Source organism: Rhodococcus sp. Eu-32 (assembly GCF_003336925.1).
Lineage (GTDB): Bacteria > Actinomycetota > Actinomycetes > Mycobacteriales > Mycobacteriaceae > Rhodococcoides > Rhodococcoides kyotonensis_B.
Genome location: NZ_QGNK01000004.1, coordinates 58,783 through 80,283 on the forward strand (window position 1 = coordinate 58,783; position 21,501 = coordinate 80,283).

Below are 21,501 nucleotides of genomic sequence, written 5' to 3' on the forward strand. Positions count from 1 at the left end.
TCAGCTCTCGACCACGGTCGACGCGGTCTCGATCATCGAGGCGATCAGCGACGCATACCCTTCGGCACCGAGTGCGGGCAGGATTCCGGGAACCAACTGCGACAGTGCGACCGTGATCAGTGCCTCCGGCTTGAGCGTGGCGCCCATCGCCTTCGACACCGCACCGATCTTGGTGTTCAGTTCCTCGAACGTGACCTCGGTTCCGTCGTGGGTCAGTGCGACGGACGCCGGCGAGGCAGCGGCCGCCTCCGACACCAGCCCCGGCAGGTCGTCGACCGTCTTGGCCGCCCGCTTCGGCGCGAACGCCGCACGCTCGGCTTCCGACAGGATGTCGATCGATCGCAGTGTCACCGACGGATCCTGCGTGACCGCGTCGAGAATCCGCAGGAACCTGTCCGCGAACTTCTCGACCGTCGAGCGCGTGAACAGCGCCGTGGCGTAGTTGAACAGCGCCTTCACATCCGTGAGCGCACCCGAGTCGTCGAACTGCTCGATCGCCGTGAGCTGCAGATCGAACTTCGCCTGATCCTCGTCCGCCGCCAGCGTCGACACTTCGAGTCCCGGCAGCGCGAACGTTCCGCTCACCGCGTTCTGGAACGTCAGCATCACCTGGAACAGTGGCGAGAACGCACTCGAGCCCGACCGGCCACCGGCCGTGCGTCCCATGGACTCCACGAGTCGCTCGAACGGTACGTCCGCGTGACCGAAGGCCGCGAGATCGGTGTCCTTCGTCCGAGACAGCAAGTCCGCGAACGAGATTCCACCGTCGACGTGGGTGCGCAGCACCAACGTGTTGACGAACATGCCGACGAGGTCGTCGAGCGCCTCTTCACCACGACCCGCCGTCGGTGTACCGATGGCGATGTCGTCGGTGCCGCTGAGTCGAGCGAGCAGCACGGCGAGCGCACTGTGCACGACCATGAAGACCGTCGCATTGTGCTCGCGCGCCGTCTTCTCGAGGCGGTATGCGATTTCCGGACCGAACGAGAACTCGTACGCGGCACCGATCGTGGACTGACGCGGCGGACGCGGATGATCGGTCGGCAGCGGCAGCAGTTCCGGTAGACCCGCGAGTTCGCGGTTCCAGTACGCCAACTGAGTGGAGATGGCGCTGTCCGGATCGTCCTCGCTTCCGAGAACTTCGCGCTGCCACAACGTGAAGTCCGCGTACTGCACCGGCAACGGCGCCCACTGCGGAGCATCCCCTGCCGCTCGCGAGGTGTAGGCGAGCATGACGTCGCGGATCAACGGACGCATCGAGAATCCGTCGGCCGTGATGTGATGCGCGACGAGTGCGAACACGTACTCGCTCTCGCCGAGCGAGAACAGCGCCGCTCGCACCGGGACCTCGGTCGTCACGTCGAACCCGGCGCCCAGTACGGCACCGACCCGTTCGTAGACCTCCGACTCGGACACCGGAATCGGTGTCAGATCCGGAAGCGCGTCGGCGACGGGACCGATGACCTGGATCGGGCCGGTCTCGCTGTCGGGGTACGTCGTGCGCAGTACCTCGTGACGCTCGACGACGTCGGCCATCGCAGCCGCGAACGCGTCGGTGTCGAGCGCGCCCGAGAATCGAACGGCCGCAGGGATGTTGTACGCCGCCGACTCGGGATCGACCTGGTTCAGCGTCCACATGCGCTGCTGCGCGAGCGACAGCGGAACCGCCGCAGGCCGTTCCCGCGCGACGAGCGGCACACGAGCGCCACCGCCGACGAGGGGCTGGATCCGCGCGGCCAATGCCTCGACGGTCGACGCCTCGAACAGCGCGCGCACCGGGATCTGCGTGTCCAGTGCGGCACCGAGCCGGGACACGACCTGCGTCGCGATCAGCGAGTTGCCGCCGAGCTCGAAGAAGTCGTCGTCCAGTCCGATCCGATCCAGTCCGAGCACATCGGCCAGCGTCCGGACCACCACTTCCTCGACCGGGTTGGTCGGCGCTCGGAATTCTCGAGCGACGACCTCCGGCTTCGGCAGCGCCTTGCGATCGAGCTTTCCGTTCGTGTTCAGCGGCAACGCATCCAGCACGACGTAGGCCGACGGCACCATGTACGACGGCAGGCTCGACGTCAGTGCCGCACGAGACGACGCGACATCGAACTCGTCGGCAGCAGGCACGACGTACGCCACGAGCTGATCACCGGTACGGCCGTCGTTGTGCACGGTCACCGCCGCCTCGCGGACGGCGTTCTGATCGCGCAGCGCCGTCTCGATCTCACCGAGCTCGATACGGTAACCGCGCACCTTGACCTGGAAGTCCGCGCGCTCGACATAGTCGAGTTCGCCTGCGGCAGTCCACTTCACGACGTCACCCGTGCGGTACATACGCGTGCCGTCGGTCTGGTCACTCCGCAGGCTACGCTCCTGGCCACTCGAGAACGGGTTCGCGACGAACCGATCCGACGTCAGGTCTGCCCGGCCGTGGTATCCGCGCGCCAACTGCGCACCGGCCAGATACAGCTCGCCGCTGACCCCGACCGGAACCGGCTGCAGGCGACTGTCGAGGACCAGCACCTCGCTGTTCCATTCGGGCCGGCCGATCGGAACGGACGTCACGTCCGCATCGGTGACGAGGTGCGACGTGATCGACACCGCCGCCTCGGTCGGTCCGTACAGGTTGAACAGTTCTGCCGAGTTGTTCCGGCGGAATGCACGAGCGGTTGCAGGCGGGAGCGCCTCACCGATCGCGAGGACGCGTCGCAACGTAGTCGGCAACGTGCCACCGGCGACGGTCGTCAACATCGACAACATCGACGGCACGGCATGCAGGGTCGTGACTGCATGATCGCGCATCAACGCGAGCAGGTAGTCCGGATCGCGGTGTCCGTCTGCCGTGGCGACGACGATGCTTCCGCCCGACGTCAGCGCGGACCAGAACTCCCACACCGACAGGTCGAAGGTCGCAACCGTCTTCAGCAGCACCGAATCCGTTGCATCCATACCGAACTCGGCGTGCTTCCACAGCAGCTGATTGACGATGGCGCCGTGCGTCACCGCAACACCCTTGGGCTTGCCCGTCGAACCGGACGTGAAGATCACGTATGCGGTGTTCTGCGGACGCAGCGGCGCACGCCGCTCCTCCGGTGCGATCGGCGACGCGTCGGAGCAGGCGTTCTCGAGCTCCGAGAGCGCGACCGAACCCGAGCCGATGTCCTCGCCTGCGGTGATCACGCAGACCGGATCGGCGACGTCGAGGATGTACTCGACCCGCTCGGCTGGCTGATCCGGATCGATCGGCACATACGCGCCACCTGACTTCACGATGGCGTACATGCCGACGAGCAGGTCCACCGACCGTCGAATGGCCAAGCCGACCAACGACTCCGGTCCGACGCCACGTTCGACGAGTGCGCGTGCGACACGGTTGACACGGGCATCGAAATCTCCGTACGACAGCGACTCGCCCTCGTACACCAACGCCGTTGCCGCCGGATCGCGACGCACCTGTGCGTCGAACAGGTCGACGAGTGTTGCGCTCGAATCCGTGTCGTGACCGGTGTCGTTCCAGCCGGACACCAACGCGTCACGTTCGTCGTCGTCGAGGATCGCGATGTCGCCGATTGCCGTCGACGGCGCCTGCGTCACGGACTCCAACACGCGCACGAAACGCTCGACGATCGTTTCGACCGTTCCGCGTTCGAACAGATCCGTCGCGTACGTCATGATCGCCTCGAAACCTGCCGGCGCACCGTCGTCGTCGTAATGATCGGCGAGGATGAGATGCAGATCGAACTGCGAGTTGCCGGAGTCCGCGTCGACTGCCGAGACCGTCAGGTCGCCGAGCTCCAGGCTGCTTCGTGCCACGTTCTGGAACGAGAAGCCCACCTGGAACAGCGGATGACGCGCCGTCGACCGTGCCGGGTTGAGCACCTCGACGAGACGCTCGAACGGCACGTCCGCGTTGGCGAACGCCTGCAGATCCGTCTCGCGAGCCGTCGCGAGCAGGTCCACGAAGCTGCGCTCGCCTGTCACGTCGAGTCGGAAGACCAACGTGTTGACGAACATGCCGACGAGGTTGTCGAGCACGGCCTCACCGCGGCCTGCGATCGGCGTTCCGACAGCGATGTCCGTCATGCCGGACAGGCGCGACAGCAGCACCGAGAACGCCGCGTGGACGGCCATGAACACCGTCGCGTTGTTCTCGCGTGCCAGATCCTGCAGTGCCGCATGGGTTGTCGCCGGCACCGCGAATTCGACGCGATCGCCCCGGAAGCTCTGATCTGCAGGCCGCGGCTTGTCGATCGGAAGCGTCAGCTGGTCGGGCAGATCGGCGAGTTCGCTCTTCCAGTACTCGAGCTGGCGTGCACCGACCGATGTCGGATCGTCCTCGTCACCGAGCACGTCCCGTTGCCACAGCGCGTAGTCCGCGTACTGCACCGGCAGGGGTGCCCAATCCGGGGACTGCCCGTGAGTGCGGGCGCCGTACGCCGTCATCAGATCGGTCATGACCGGCACTGCCGACGAGCCGTCGGCCGAGATGTGGTGCACGACCATCGCGAGGACGTACTCCGGTGCCTCGCCGTCGATGCGGAACAGCGTGATGCGCACCGGCACTTCGCTGGTCACGTCGAACTGCGTCGCCGCGAGCGCGAGCACCTTCTCGGTGACCGCTGCCGCGTCGACCGACTCGACGGTCAGCGCGATGCCTGCCTGCTCCGGCGTCAGAACCTTCTGCGCCGGACCGGAATCGGTGTTCGGGTAGACCGTGCGCAGCGTTTCGTGGCGTGCGACGAGGTCGCCGATCGCCTCGGCGAACGCATCCTCGTCGAGCTCGCCCGACAGACGCAGAGCCATCGGAATGTTGTACGCGGTCGACGCACTGTCGAATCGGTTGAGGAACCACATGCGGCGCTGCGCGAGGGACAGAGGCACATGCTGCGGACGCTCGCGCGCCACCAGTTCCTGACGACCGCCGGCACCGACCGACGACTCGACCCGTCCGGCCAGGTCACCGACCGAGGATGCCTCGAACAGAAGCCGAACCGGAACCTGCGTGTCGAGCGCTGCCCCGAGCCGCGACACGACCTGCGTCGCGATCAACGAGTTACCACCGAGCGCGAAGAAATCGTCGTCGACACCGACCCGGCCCACACCCAGCACGTCCGCGAACACACCCGCAACGATCTCTTCCAACGGCGTCGACGGTGCACGGAACTCCACCGCCGCGGTCGTCGGCACCGGAAGCGCACGACGATCGAGCTTGCCGTTGACCGTCAACGGAATCGCCCCGAGCACCACGAACGCCGACGGCACCATGTACTCCGGCACCAACGTCGCCACACCCGACCGCACTGCCTCGACGTCGGCCGTGCCGACGAGGTAGGCGACCAGACGCGTCGCACCCGGGGTGTCCTCGCGCACGATCACCGCAGCCGCGGTCACACCCGGCTGCGCCGACACCGCCGCCTCGACCTCACCGAGCTCGATCCGGAAACCACGCACCTTCACCTGATCATCAGCACGACCGAGGTAGACCAGTTCTGCAGACGAGTCAGCCTTCTCGACCCAACGCGCGACGTCACCGGTCCGATACAGCCGACCTTCACCGAACGGGTTCGCCACGAAACGAACCGACGACAGATCCGCACGCCCGAGATACCCACGCGCCAACTGCCCACCCGACACGTACAGCTCACCCGCAACACCGACCGGAACCGGCTGCAGACGTGTGTCGAGGACGTAGACACCCAGACCCGAGATCGGCGCACCGATGACCGACGCCGAACCGGCCGACGCAGCCGAGAGCGCACGGAACGACACGTGCACCGTCGTCTCGGTGATGCCGTACATGTTGACGAGAAGGGGCCCGGACTCGCTGCCGTCACCGTGACGCGCGAACCAGCCCTCGAGACGACGAGGCTCGAGCGCCTCACCACCGAACACCACGTACCGCAGCGACAACTCGCCCGCGTTCGCCGCACCGGCCCGATCGAGCTCGGCCAACTGGTAGAACGCCGACGGCGTCTGGTTCAGCACCGTCACACCCTCGGCGACCAGCAGCTCACGGAACGCCTCGGGCGACCGCGAGGTGAAGTAATCCACCATCACCAACGTGCCGCCGTACAGCAGCGGCCCCCACAGCTCCCACACCGAGAAGTCGAACGCATACGAATGGAACATCGTCCACACGTCGTTCTCTTCGAAACCGAACGAACCATCCGTGTTGTCCATCAACCGCACCACAGTGCTGTGTGGAATCAACACGCCCTTCGGCCGACCCGTCGAACCCGACGTGTAGATCACGTACGCCAAATTGTCCGCAGACAACGGCGCACGGCGCTCGGCATCGGTGACCGGCTTCGAGGACCAGGCATCCGGATCGTCCTGCGTCACATCCACGACCGGAATGTCCGCCCCGCGCACACCCGCCATCGACTCCGCAGCCGACACCTCCGGCGTCGTCACCACAGCCACCGGCGCCGCATCCGACATCATGAATGCGATGCGCTCGGCCGGATACGTCGGATCGACCGGCAGATAACCCGCACCGGATTTCACCACCGCCAACAGCGCGACGACGAGATCGGCCGAACGCGGAAGAGCCACCGCCACCAACGAATCCGGGCAGGCGCCCGCCGCGATCAACCGGCGTGCCAGACGGTTGACCCGAGCGTCGAGTTCCGCGTACGTCGACGACACCCCGTCGAAACGCACCGCCACCGACTCCGGGTGCGCCGCCACGACCGCGTCGAAGCGATCGATCAACGTGTCCGCACCGACCGACACGTCCAGACCCGACGAACTCCACTGCGTCAGAACACGATCACGCGTGTCGGCATCGACGATGTCGAAGTCGCCGACCGCAGCCGACGCATCCGCAACCACACCGCTCAACACCGCCAGGAACTGACGGCCGAAACGGTCGACGGTCGACTCCTCGAACAGGTCGGTCGCGTAGCTGATGTAGCAGGTCATGCCGCCCAACGCGCCGGCAGAGTCCGTCGCCTCCTCGAACGTGAACTGCAGATCGAACTTGGCGATTCCCGCGTCGAATTCGAGCGCTTCGACCGACAGGTTCGGCAGTTCCAACGCGGTACGGCCCAGGTTCTGGAACGCCAGCACCACCTGCACCAACGGATGCCTGGACTGCGAACGCTCCGGATCGAGCACCTCGACGAGCCGCTCGAACGGCACGTCCGCGTTGGCGAACGCCGACAGATCCGTCTCGCGAGCATGCGCCAGCACGTCACGGAAACTCGTCGACGGCTCGACCTGCGTGCGCAGCACGAGCGTGTTGACGAACATGCCGATCAGATCGTCCAGTTCGGCTTCGCCGCGCCCTGCAACAGGCGTACCGATGGCCACGTCCTCGGACGCCGACAGCCGCGACATCAACACCGCGAGCGCGGTGTGCACGACCATGAACAACGTCGAGTTGTTCTCGCGCGCAACCACATCCAATGCGTGATGCAGCTCCGGCGACACCGTGAACGACGTCGTCCGGCCACGGTTCGTCGCGACGGTCGGCCGCGCGTAGTCGAACGGCAACTCGATTTGATCGGCCAGACCCGACAGCTGACGAGTCCAGTACGCGACCTGCTGCGACGCGATCGACGACGCGTCGTCCTCGGTTCCGAGCACCTCGCGCTGCCACACCGCGTAATCCGCGTACTGCACCGGCAACGGCGCCCATGCCGGAACATCACCCGCCGCGCGAGAGGCGTACGCGACCATCACGTCGGTCGTCAACGGCCGCATCGAGAAACCATCGGACGCGATGTGATGTACCACGAACACGAGCACGTGGTCGTTGCTGCCGCTCAGTTGCAGAAGCCGCACCCGCACCGGCACCTCACGCGTGACGTCGAACCCACCCGACACGATGTCGACGACGGTGGGAAGAACGTCGTGCTCCGACACCGTCACCGGAGTGAGGTCCACCTCGACCTCGGATGCCGGCAGCACGACCTGGTGGCCGACTCCGTCGTACTCGGGATAGATCGTCCGCATCGTCTCGTGGCGAGCGACGACATCCGAGATGGCCTGCCGCAGCGCGTCCCGGTCCAACGACCCGGTCAAGCGGATCGCCACCGGAATGTTGTTCACCGAGGACTCGGTGTCGAACCGGTTGAGGAACCACATGCGCTGCTGCGCCAGCGATAGCGGAATGCGTTCCGGCCGTGGACCGGCGACGAGCGCCGCCCGTGCGCCGGCACCCACGTGATCCTCGATCCGGCGCGCCAGCGCGCCGACCGTCGTCGCGTCGAACAGCGCGCGGACGGGAACCTGGGCGTCGAGCGCCGCACTCAGGCGCGCGACGACCTGAGTCGCGATGAGCGAGTTGCCGCCGAGCGAGAAGAAGTCGTCGTCGAGACCGACTCGCTCGGCGCCGAGCACGTCGGCGAACACGTCCGCGACGGCCTGCTCGATCGGCGTTCCGGGGGCACGGTATTCGGCGGCCGCGACCTCGGGCTCCGGCAGAGCCTTGCGATCGAGCTTGCCCGACGAGGTCAGCGGCAGATCGTCCAACACGACGACCGCGGACGGCACCATGTACGACGGCAGCCGCTCCGAGGCGTCGGCGAGAACGGATTCGACTGCACCGGAGTCGCTGTCGAGTCCGGACGCGAACACGATCCACGCGACGAGTCGATCGTCGCGTACCGCGACGACAGCGTGTGCGACGGAATCGGCAGCCACCAGCGCCGACTCGATCTCACCGAGTTCGATGCGCTGACCGCGCAGCTTCACCTGGAAGTCGGAGCGTCCGACATAGACGAGTTCGCCGTCACCGTTCCACCGCACGACGTCACCGGTGCGGTACAGACGCCCTTCGCCGAACGGATTGGCCACGAAACGATCCGCGGTCAGATCCGGACGCGACGCGTAGCCACGTGCGAGCTGAACGCCGCCGAGGTAGAGCTCGCCCTCGGCACCGACAGGTGTCGGCCGCAAAGCGTTGTCCAGCACGTAGACCCGGGTGTTGTAGACGGGCCTACCGATGGGAACACCGCTGACGTCGGCCGAGGTGAACTCGTGATAGGTCACGTCGACCGCTGCCTCGGTCGGTCCGTACAGGTTGATCATGCGCGCCGACGGCACCGCCTGGGTGAGGCTCGCTGCCGTCGCCGACGGAAGCGCCTCACCCGAGGCGAACACCCACCGCAAACTCGTCGCCGTGCGCGCCGAGGGTTCGGCGGTGAACACGGCCAGCATCGACGGCACGAAGTGCGCAACCGTCACGGACTCCGACACGATCAGCTGTGCGAGGTACGCCGGATCACGGTGTCCGTCCGGACGTGCGATGACCATGCGGGCACCGACACGCAACGGCCAGAACAACTCCCATACCGACACGTCGAACGTGACCGGCGTCTTCTGGACGACGACGTCGGAGTCGGTCAGTGCGTACTCGGCCTGCATCCATTCCAGGCGGTTGACGATGGCCCGGTGGCCGATCGTCACGCCCTTGGGCCGACCCGTCGATCCGGACGTGAACAGCACGTAGGCGCTGCCGTCCGTCGTCGCAGGACGCTCGGACTCCGTCAGCCGGCCGCCCTCGTATCCGTCCAGATCCAGCTGATCCAGGTGCCGGATGCGGACGCCCGCGCCGACGTCGAGGCCATCCCGGCCGGTGGTCAGGACCAGTGCTGCTGCCGCAGTGTCGACGATGTACTCGATGCGTTCGGTCGGCTGTTCCGGATCGACCGGAACGTAGGCGCCGCCTGCCTCGACGACCGCGTAGATCGCCACGAGCAGGTCGAACGAGCGACGGATGCCGATCGCCACCGTCGTCTCGGGTCCGACACCTTCACCGACGAGGTACCGCGCCAGGCGACCCACACGGTCGGAGAACTCGCGGTAGCTCAGCGACTCGCCCTCGAACGTGAGCGCCACGGCGTCGGGTGTGCGCTCGACCTGCGCGTGGAACGCATCGAGAAGCAGCGCGTCGTCGACGTCATGCTCGGTGTCGTTCCAGGTGTCCAGCACGAGTGCGCGTTCAGCCGCATCCAACAGATCGACGTCGCCGACTCGTCGCGTCGGATCAGCGGCGATCGCTCCGAGGATCCGCTGTACCCGTGCCAGCATGGCCGTCACCTGGTCGCGGTCGAACAAGTCCTCGAAGTACTTGAGCGTCAATCGGATTCGGTCGTCGGAGACGATCAGCAGCGTCAGCGGGTAGTGCGTGCTGTCGTTGGATTCGACGCCCGTGACCGCCATGCCGTCGATGTCCGACGCCTGTGCCGCGAGACCGGCTTCGTCGACCGGGTACGACTCGAACACCGTCAGCGTGTCGAACAATGTGCCGACGCCTGCGGCACGCTGGATGTCCGTCAGGCCGAGGTAGTGATGATCCAGCAGATCCGCCTGCTCGCTCTGCAGACGAGTCAGTGCGGACTCGAGCGATTCGGACGAGTCGATCCGGACGCGGACGGGCAGCGTGTTGATGAACAGGCCGACCATCGATTCGACTCCGGGGAGCGATGCGGGCCGACCGGACACCGTCGCACCGAAGACGACGTCGTCGCGCCCGGTCGACGCCGACAGCAGCATTCCCCATGCCGCCTGGACGAGCGTGTTGACGGTGACGCCGAGACGCGCACCCAGCGCGGACAGCGACGCGGACAGTTCCGCCTGTATCGCGAGTTCGACGGCGCCTGCACGGGACGAGATCTCCCGGCCCGCTGCCGACGGCGCCAACAGAGTCGGCTCCGGCGCGTCCTCGAGCGCACGCGCCCACACCGCCGCCGACTCCACGTGGTTCCGACGATCGATCCACGACAGGAACGTGCGGTACGACGGGACGCGTGCCAGCGTCCCTGCATCTCCGTGGACCGCATACAGGACGAGCAGATCCTTCATCAACAGCGGCATGGACCAACCGTCGATGAGGATGTGGTGGTTGGCGAACAGCAGCTTGAATTCACCGTCCGACAGCTTCACCAGTGTGAATCGCACGAGAGGCGCTGCGGCCGTGTCGAATTGCGTCGCCTGTTCCTCGGCCCGCAGACGCTCGTACGCCGCGGTGCGCTCGGCCTCGGGGACGTCCGAGAGGTCGTGCTCGGTCCACGGCACCGTCACATCCTGGACGACGACCTGGACCGACGAACCGTCCGCCGTCGTCACGAACGCGGTCCGCAGGTTGTCGTAACGGTCCAGCAATGCCTGTGCAGCACCGCGAAGGCGCTGCGCGTCCACGTCGCCGGTCAGGGTGAGCACCATCTGCATGGTGTAGACGTCGAGGTCGGATCCGGCGAGCTTCGCGTGGAACAGCAGGCCCGACTGCAGCGGCGACAGCGACCAGATGTCGGTCGTCGACGGGTACTGCGTTTCGACGACGTCGATGTCGCGCTGGGTGACCTGCGCGAGCGGGACGTCGGACGGCGTCAGACCACCGGCGGAACCGTCGGTGACGTGCGCAGCGAGCGCAACGAGAGCCGCGACCCACAGGTCGGCCAATTCCTGGACGTCGCCTCGGCCGATCGCGCCCGTGGGGAACGCGAACGTCGCGGCGAGCTCGGATTCGTCGCCGACACCGCGCACGATGGCGTTGATGTCGACCGTCTTGTTGGCAGGCATGTCCGCGTCGCCGACGACCACGAGGTCGTCGAAATCCGATGCGGGAACCCAGCCGTCGAGTCCCTCGGGCAGTTCACCCGTCGAGATACGGCCCAGGTAGTTGAAGCTGATCTGCCCGTCCGACAGTGCCGCCAATTCCGCCCCGGTTTCCCGGTTCATGTAACGCAGCAGCCCGTACCCCATGCCCTTGTCGGGAATGGCGAGCAGCTGTTCCTTGACGGCCTTGACCGCACGAGCCATCTCGCCACCGACGGCCAGCGCCTCGGCGGTGTCGACACCGGTCAGGTCCAGCCGAACCGGGTACACGCTCGTGAACCAGCCGACCGTGCGAGACAGATCGGCTCCGGGCACCAGCTCTTCCTCGCGGCCGTGGCCTTCGAGCTGGACGAGCGTGGACGGCGCGTCGACGCCACGTGCCGCGCGCCACCGGTTGACCGCCACCGCGAGGGCAGTGAGCAGGCCGTCGTTCACGCCGCCGCGGAACGCGTCGGGAACCGCCGTCAACAACGCCTTCGTCACGTCTGCGGGAACGACCGCCGAGACGCGCTCGACGGTGGACGACACATCGATCACGGGATCGAACGGCCGGTCGCCGAGCACTGGATCATCGGTACTCGAAATCGCCTGCCACACAGACAGTTCCGCAATACGATCGGCGCTGTGCGCTTCCTCGTGCAAGGCGTGCGCCCATCGGCGCTCGGACGTACCGACCTCGGGAAGCACCGGATCGTTACCGAGCGACACCTGCGCCCACGCAGCGACGAAGTCCGGCACGAGGATTCGCCACGACACACCGTCGACGACGAGGTGATGTGCGACGACGACGAGTCGACCGGATCGCCTCGGACCGAAGTCGATCCATACGAACCGCAGCATGCTGCCCGAACGCGGATCGAGGTGGCTCATCGACTCGTTCACCGCATCGGACGCGATGGACAGCACAGCTGCCTCGTCGATGTCCGGGTCGACCTCGACGCGGTCGATCAGTCCGTCGGCCGGGACGGTTCCGGGTGCGGAAATCTCGAGACTCCACCCCTCGGAATTCTCGACGAGCGTCGCGCGCAGGCCATCGTGCTTGTCGATGACGGCCGCGACCGTGCGAGCGATGCCCTGACGGTCGATCGCTGCGGGAAGCTCCAGCGTGACCGTCTGCACGAACCGGTCGTGGGCACCGCCTAATTCTGGGTCGTTCCTGCGGGCTCCACTCCCGGCCGATTCTGGGTCGTTCCTGCGGGCTCCACTCCCGGCCCGCTCGATCATCAACTGCGCGAACGGCATCAACGGCATCGAGCCGACGCCACCGCCGTCGAGCTCCTCCAGAACGGCCTTGCCGACGACGTCGTCCGACGTCGCGACCGAAGCCAAACCGGCAACGGTCTTCTGCTCGAACACATCCCGAGGAGCGATGACCACTCCCCTGGCGCGGGCGCGTGCGACGAGCTGGATCGAGACGATGCTGTCGCCACCGAGCGCAAAGAACGAATCATCGATGCCCACGCGGTCGAGTCCGAGAACCTCGGCGAACACATCGCTCAGTACACGCTCGACATCCGTCTCGGCGTCGCGGAATTCTGCGGTGCTCTCGAAGACCGGGTCCGGCAATGCTTTTCGGTCGAGCTTGCCAGACGGTCCGAGCGGCAACTCGTCGAGCACGAGCACGAACGCCGGCACCATGTATTCGGGCACCAGTGCACCGACCGACTGCAGCAACGAGGGCACGTCGACGGTGACGCCCGACGTCGGCACGACGTAGGCGACCAGCTGATCCTGTCGGACCTGGACGACGGCCTGCGCGACAGCATCATCGGTCAACAGCGCCGACTCGATCTCCCCCAACTCGATACGCAAACCACGCAACTTCACCTGAAAATCACTACGACCGATGTACTCGAGTTCACCCGACGCAGTCCACCGCACCAGGTCCCCGGTCCGATACAACCGACCACCGACATCGAACGGATCCGCCACGAACCGATCCGCCGACAAATCCGGACGACCGTAATACCCGCGCGCCAACTGCACACCCGCCAGATACAACTCACCCACCATGCCCACCGACACCGCACGCAGCCGGCCATCGAGCACATGCACCCGCGTGTTGAACACCGGCCGCCCGATCGGAACAACAGCAACATCATCCGAGGTGTACTCGTGGAACGTCACATCCACCGCAGCCTCGGTCGGACCATACAAATTCACCAACCGAGCCGACGGCAACACCGCCGCGAACGACCGCGCCGTCGCCACCGGCAACGCCTCACCAGAGGCGAACACCCACCGCAGACCCGACGCCTCGGCTGCCGACGGCTCCCCCGCGAACACCGCCAACATCGACGGCACGAAATGCGCCACCGACACCCGCTCATCCCGCATCAACGACGCCAAATACACCGGATCCCGATGACCATCCGGCCGCGCGATCACCAACCGCGCACCGACCTGCAACGGCCAGAACAACTCCCACACCGACACATCGAACGTCACCGGCGTCTTCTGAACGACGACATCGGAATCGGTCAGCGCGTACTCCGCCTGCATCCACACCAGACGATTCACGATCGCCGCATGGCTGATTGCCACACCCTTCGGCCGACCCGTCGACCCCGAAGTGAACAACACATACGCCACATGCTCAGGGCGCAGAGGCCGGACCCGATCCGCATCCGACACAGGCTCATCGGAGAACCCGCCCAGCTCGACCTCGTCCACGACAACGACATCCACACCATCAGCAGCGAAGCCATCCCGCGACGTCGACAACACCGTCGACACCCGCGCCGTCTCCAGAATGTAAGCCACCCGCTCGCCAGGCTGATCCGGATCCACCGGCACATACCCCGCACCAGCCTTGATCACGCCATACAAACCGACCATCAAATCCAACGACCGGCGCATCGCCACAGCCACCAACGACTCCGGACCCACACCCCGCGAAATCAAATATCTCGCAACACGATTCGCCCGAGCATCGAACTCCGCGTACGTCAGCGACTCACCCTCGAACACCAACGCCACCGCATCCGGCGACGCCGCGACCTGCGCATCGAACAACGACACCAACGTCGCCGCCGAATCCACCACGCGTGCAGTGTCGTTCACCCCGGCCAACAACACCCGCTCGGCATCGTCGATCAGATCGATGTCGCCGACGGGCTGAGTCTGATCGGCTGCGATGGCCTCGAAGATGCGCTCCAGCTTGCCCATCATCGATGCCACGTCGGCTGCGCCGAACACATCGGTGAGGTACTTCAGCTTCAGGTGCACCTGGCTGTCGACGGCGATGAGCAGCGTCAGCGGGTAGTGCGTGGCGTCCTCGAGAGCCACTCCTGCGACGGACATGCCGTCGATGTTCTTCGCCTGCTCCGCAAGTCCGGCTTCGTCGACCGGGTACGACTCGAAGACCGTGAGCGTGTCGAACAGCGCACCGATCTTCGCGTCACGCTGAATCTCGCCCAGGCTCACGTAATGGTGATCGAGGAGATCCGCCTGCTCACCCTGAAGTCTGGTCAGCAACGACTCGACGGATTCGTGCCCGTCGACGCGAACGCGGATCGGCAGGGTGTTGATGAACAACCCGACCATCGACTCGACACCGGCAAGTCCTGCCGGGCGGCCCGACACCGTTGCACCGAAGACGACGTCGTCGCTGCCGAGGGTGCGTCCGAGCAGGATGCCCCACGCTGCCTGCACCATCGTGTTCAGCGTGACGCCGAGACGTGCGGCCGAGGATTGCAGTGCCGACGACAACGACGGGCTCAGATCGAGGGAAAGCTCGTCGGCGTCCGCGGACACCGCACGGTTCTGGTCGACGGACGACAGCATCGTGGGTTCTTCGACGCCGTCGAGCGTCTCGGCCCACTTCTGCCGCGATACCGACGCGTCCTGCTCTGCCACCCAGGCCAGGAAGTTGCGGTACGAGCGCACCCGCGGGAGCGCCGACGCGTCACCCCGAAGTGCGTACAGCGCCAACAGGTCTCGCATCAGCAGCGGCGAGGACCAGCCGTCGAGCAGCAGGTGGTGGCTGGACACGAGGAAGCGGTAATCGCCCTCGGCCATCTTCACGAGCGTGAAGCGCATCAGCGGCGCCGACGTCAGCTCGAAGTGCTCCGCCTTGTCGCGAGCACGAACGGCCTCGAATTCGGCCTCTCGCGCGTCGGCGGGGCGATCGCTCAGATCCAGCTCACGCCACGGCACCGTGACCGAGTCGAGGACGAGTTGGACGGACGTGCCGTCTGCATTCTGAACGAACGCGGTCCGAAGGTTCGGGTACCTGTCGAGCAGTGCTTGCGACGCGCCGCGAAGCCGGTCCGCATCCACGTCGCCGGTCAGCTCCAGCAACACCCGCATCGTGTAGACGTCGAGCGACTGGGTCGCGATGAGTGCGTGGAACAACAGTCCGGACTGCAGCGGTGCCAGCGACCAGATGTCGGAGACGCCTGCGAAGCCGGACTCCCAGACGTCGATGTCGCGCTGCGACACCGGCACCAGCGAGATGTCCGAGGGCGTCAGGCCGCCTGCATCCGGACCTGCCACGTGTTCGGCCAACGCGCCGAGAGCGTCGGACCACAATGCCGCGAATTCCTCGACGTCCGAGCGCGACAGCACACCCTGCGGGTACGTGAAGCTCGCGGTGAGGCGCGGACCGTCTGCAGTGTCGACGACGGCCGAGTTGATGTCGATCGTCGCGTTGGCAGGCATATCCGGGTCGCCGGGCGCACCGACGTCCGCGAGCAGGCGGTTCGGCAACCACGCACCACCGGTGAGCTCCTCGGAGATGCCCTCCGTGCTGACCCGACCGAGGTAGTTGAAGCTGACCTGCGGTGCGGCAGAGGCAGATTCGAGGACGTGGGACGTCTCGCCGTTGATGTAGCGCAGAAGGCCGTAGCCCATTCCCTTGTCGGGGACCGCGAGCAACTGCTCCTTGACTGCCTTGACGACGGCACCCATCGACGGGCCTGCGGCGAGCGCAGCCGCGACGTCGATCCCGCGGACGTCGAAGCGAACGGGGTACGCACTGGTGAACCAGCCGACCGTTCGAGACAGGTCTGCACCGGGCACGATCGATTCCTCGCGTCCGTGCCCTTCGAGCTTGACGAGCGCTTCGGGCAATTCGACGCCGCGACGTGCGCGGAACTCGGTCAGCGCCAGGACGAGTGCTGCGAGGAGGCCGTCGTTGACACCGCCGTTGAATCGGGCGGGCACCGTCGTGAGAGTTGCTTCGGTGACCGTCTCCGACAGTTCGACGTCGACTCGATCGGTCGTCGACAGCGTGTCGACAGTCGGATCGAATCGACGACTTCCGAGCATCGGATCCGAACCGGCGAGAACTTCGGTCCACCACGTGACTTCGGCTTCGCGCGCACTGTCGTGTGCCGCGTCGACCAGGCCGTGCGCCCACCGACGCATCGACGTGCCGACCGGTGCCAGCGCGACGTTCTGATCGGCAGCCGCCTGGCCCCACGCAATGGCCAGGTCCGGCAACAGGATTCGCCAGGAGACGCCGTCGACGACGAAGTGGTGAGCGACGATGAGCAGAATGCCGGGTCGTGGGGTCTCGTCGACATCCGACACGAAGTCGAACCAGACGAACTCGAGCATGCATCCAGACTCGGGATCGAGCCGGTCCTTCGCGGCGTCGAGTTCGTGCTCAGCGCGCGCGAGAAGGTCGTCGTCCGAGATCGACGCGTCCAGCTCGACGCGGGTGATCATGCCGTCGACGTCGCAGGTGCCGGGTTCACGGGTGTGGAACGTCCACTCTCCGCCTTCGGCACGTTCGAGGACTGCACGCAGGACGTCGTGGTGGTCGACCACCGCAGTGATGGACCGCTCGAGCAACTCGCGTTCGATGCCGGTCGGCAGCGTCACCGCGACCGACTGCGCGAAACGGGAGAATCCGCCAGGACCGTCGACGATCGAGTGCATGATCGGCGTCAGAGCGAGCAGTCCGACGCCGCCGCCGGGGAGTTCGGCAACGACTTCACGCTCTTCTGCGTCGCCGAGAACTGTTGCCACCTCGGCCAACCCGGCCACCGAGCGCCGCTCGAACACATCGCGCGGAGTGAACGAGATGCCACGCGCACGTGCTCGCGACACCAGCTGAATGGAGACGATGCTGTCTCCGCCGAGTGCGAAGAACGACTCGTCTACGCTGACCTGCTCGACGCCGAGGACGTCGGCGAACACCTCGGCGATGATCCTCTCGACCTCGTTGCCCGCAGCACGGAACGCCTGCTGCTCGAACACCGGCGCGGGCAGCGCCGCGCGGTCCAACTTGCCGACCGGAGTCAGCGGAACCTGGTCGAGCACGACGATGGCGGCGGGCACCATGTGTGCCGGCAGCGAGCGTGCAACGAAGGCCGACAGCTCGTCGACGTCGACGACCGCATCCCGAGCAGGCAGGACATAGGCGACCAGAGCCATCGTGCCGTTGGCCTGTTCGTGTCCGACGGTGGCGGCGAACGACACGCTGTCGTGCTGGACGAGAGCGGTGTCGATCTCGCCGAGTTCGACGCGGAAGCCACGGATCTTGATCTGGAAGTCCGAGCGGCCGACGAATTCGATGTTGACTGCTGCCGGGTCCTCCAACACCGCGTCGGAATTGAACGTCCAACGGACGATGTCTCCGGTGCGGTACATGCGGGCGCCGGGGGCACCGTACGGGTTGGCGACGAAGCGCGTCGACGTCAGATCCCTGCGCTCGTGGTAACCACGGGCCAGTGCGCCGCCCGCGAGATAGAGCTCACCTGCGGCACCCACCGGAACGGGGTTCATCCGGGCGTCGAGCACCAGAGCCGACATGCCGTGAATCGGACGGCCGACGGTGATCGGCATACCGGGACGCAACTCGGCGAACGTCGAGATGATGGTTGTCTCGGTCGGGCCGTACCCGTTGTAGTACTTGCGTCCCACCGCCCACCGGGCCAGCAGATCGGGAGTGGTCACGTCGCCACCGACGGACGCGACCTTCAGGCTGTCGACTCCCGTCGGGTCGACAGTGCCCAGTACGGCAGGCGTGATGATGGTGTGCGTGACCTGCTCGGTCTTCAGAAGGTCCGCGAGGTCCTCGCCACCGATGATCGACGCGGGCACGACGACGAGCGTCGCCCCCTCGGAGAACGCCGCCATCCATTCCAGTACGGACGGATCGAAGCTCGGTGAACAGATGTGGAGGAAGCGCGAGTCCGAGTCCAGGTGGTACAGATCGGTCGCGGCGTCGAGGACACCACCGAGACCGCTGTGCGTCACGACGACGCCCTTCGGTAGACCGGTGGATCCGGACGTGTAGATCATGTACGCGGCGTGGTCGATCGCGAGCGGCGCGAGCCGGTCGGCATCGGTGATCGGCGCGTCGGACTGCTCGGCCACGGTATCGGCGAACGCCGGATCGTCGATCTCGATCCACTCGGTCGCAGTCGGCAGGTGTGCCGAGAATTCGCTCGACGTGATGCCGAACAGGGCACCGGAGTCACCGAGCATGTGTTCGACGCGTCCCACCGGGTACGTCGGATCGACCGGCAAGTGGGCGGCACCGGCCTTGGCGACCGCCCACACCGACAGAACCATCTCGTACGAACGCGGGAAGGACAGCGCGACGATCGAGTCGGGTCCCGCGCCACGGTCGATGAGAACGCGTGCGATGCGGCTGGATTCGGCATCCAACTCGCGATACGTGACGGACCGGCCGTCGACGCGTACTGCGACGCCGTCCGGGTTGATCTCGACTCCGCGGGTGAAGATCTCCGGCAGCGTTCCACCGTGGGTGACGTCGTCACCGTGGACGTGCGTCAGCCATTCGTACTCGTCGTCCTCGAGGATGGTCAGGTCACCGACCGGGCGCTCGGGTGTGTCGACGACGCCGCGCAGGATGCGCACGAAACGACGCGCGAACGTCTCGACGGTGTCGTGGTCGAACAGCGATGCGGCGTAGGTGAATTCGGCGGAGATTCCGGTCTTGGCCCCCGTCGAATCGGTGTGCTCGGACAGCAGCAGCGACAGATCGAACTTCGCCACGTCGATGTCGAAGTCGACGGCGCTGACCTTCAGTCCGGGCAGCTCGAAGCTGGTCTCCGGGAAGTTCTGGAAGGACAGCGCTACCTGGAACAGCGGGTGCCGTGCCGTCGAACGCTCGGGGTTGAGAATCTCGACCAAGCGCTCGAACGGGATGTCCGCGTGGCCGAATGCCTTCAGATCGGTGTCGCGGTTGGCCTGCAGCAGATCGACGAATCCCTTGGACGCGTCGACATCGGAGCGCAACACCAGCGTGTTGACGAACATGCCGATGACGTCGTCGAGTTCGGCCTCGCCGCGGCCTGCGATGGGCGTACCGATGGCGATGTCGGACGTGCCCGACAACCGCGCGAGCAACACCGCGAGCGCCGAATGCATGACCATGAACAGCGTCGTTCCGGTCGTCCGAGCCAATGCGACGAGCTCGCGGTGCAATTCGGCGTCGACGAAGAACCGCGACGTGCCGCCGTCGAACGACTGCACCGCGGGCCGAGGACGGTCGAACGGAAGCACCAGTTCTTCGGGAAGGTCGTACAGAGCCGTCTTCCAGTAGTCGGCCTGTGCGGCGATCAACGACGCCGGATCGTTCTCGTCACCGAGAACCGAGCGTTGCCACAACGTGAAGTCCGCGTACTGGATCGGCAGCGGCGACCATCCCGGCGCCTCGCCGACGGTCCGTGCTGCGTACGCGAGCATGACGTCGCGGGTGAGCGGTCCCATCGACCAGCCGTCCGCACTGATGTGGTGCGCGACGAAGACGAGAACGTACTCGGTCGCCGACAGTTCGAAGAGCTCTGCGTGCAGCGGCACCTCGGTGGTGACGTCGAACCCGGTCGCCACGATGGCCGCGATGCGCGGCATCAACTCGTCCTCGGCGATCGCCACCGGCGTCAACACCGGAACGGCCTTCTCCGTCGGCAGAATCACCTGTGCGGCAACACCGTCCGTCTCCGGGTACACGGTGCGCAACGATTCGTGCCGGTCCAGCACATCGCCGACGGCGGCCTGCAGCGCCGACACGTCCAGTGAACCGGACATCCTGATGGCGACGGGCAGGTTGTTGACCGCCGATTCGGTGTCGAAGCGGTTGAGGAACCACATGCGCTGCTGCGCGAGCGACAGCGGCACGTGGTCCGGCCGCGGGCCGGCGACGAGGGCCGCTCGTCCGTCTCCACCGACGTGCGACTCCGCCCGCGCAGCAAGGCTTTCGACCGTCGATGCTTCGAACAGCACGCGCACCGGCACGCGCGCGTTCAACGCGGAGCCGACGCGGGAGACGACCTGGGTCGCGATGAGCGAGTTGCCGCCGAGTTCGAAGAAGTCGTCGTCGAGACCGACGCGATCGAGTCCGAGGACGTCGGCGAACACTCCGGCGACGATCTCCTCGACGAGAGTCGTGGGGGCACGGAAGGCTCGGGCCTCGAAGACCGGTTCCGGCAGCGCGTTTCGGTCGAGCTTGCCCGACGCACCGACCGGAAGCGTGTCGAGCACCACGAACGCCGACGGCACCATGTACGACGGAAGCGAGCGTGCGACGACCGACTGCAGAACACCGGAATCCACCGTCGCACCCGCGGCGGGCACGACGTAGGCGACCAATTGCTCGGATCGAACCAACACCACGGCCGCCGACACCGAGTCCTGTGCCACGAGTGCCGATTCGATTTCGCCGAGCTCGATACGCAGACCACGCAACTTGACCTGGAAGTCGGTGCGGCCCAGGTATTCCAGCTCTCCGGCGGCGGTCCATCGCACGAGGTCACCGGTGCGGTACATGCGCGCACCGTCGTCGAACATCGATGCCACGAAGCGGTCTGCGGTCAGATCGGCGCGGCCGAAGTAGCCGCGCGCCACCTGCTCGCCCGCCAGGTACAGCTCGCCCGCGACACCGATCGGTACGGGACGCAGACGCGAATCCAGAACGAGGACACGGGAATTCCAGACAGGCGAGCCCATCGGAACCGAGACGCCGGA

1 protein-coding gene (only partly in view) is annotated in these 21,501 nt (G+C 66.3%); it reads right to left on the reverse strand.

What is annotated here, in order from left to right; all coding sequences use genetic code 11:
* Positions 1-21,501, reverse strand: the 3' portion of a protein-coding gene (locus tag DK926_RS06600) for a non-ribosomal peptide synthase/polyketide synthase (protein ID WP_125833383.1). The gene runs 8,700 nt beyond the window's last position; 21,501 of the gene's 30,201 nt are visible here — the last part of the coding sequence; the start codon falls outside the window, past its right edge; its stop codon occupies positions 1-3.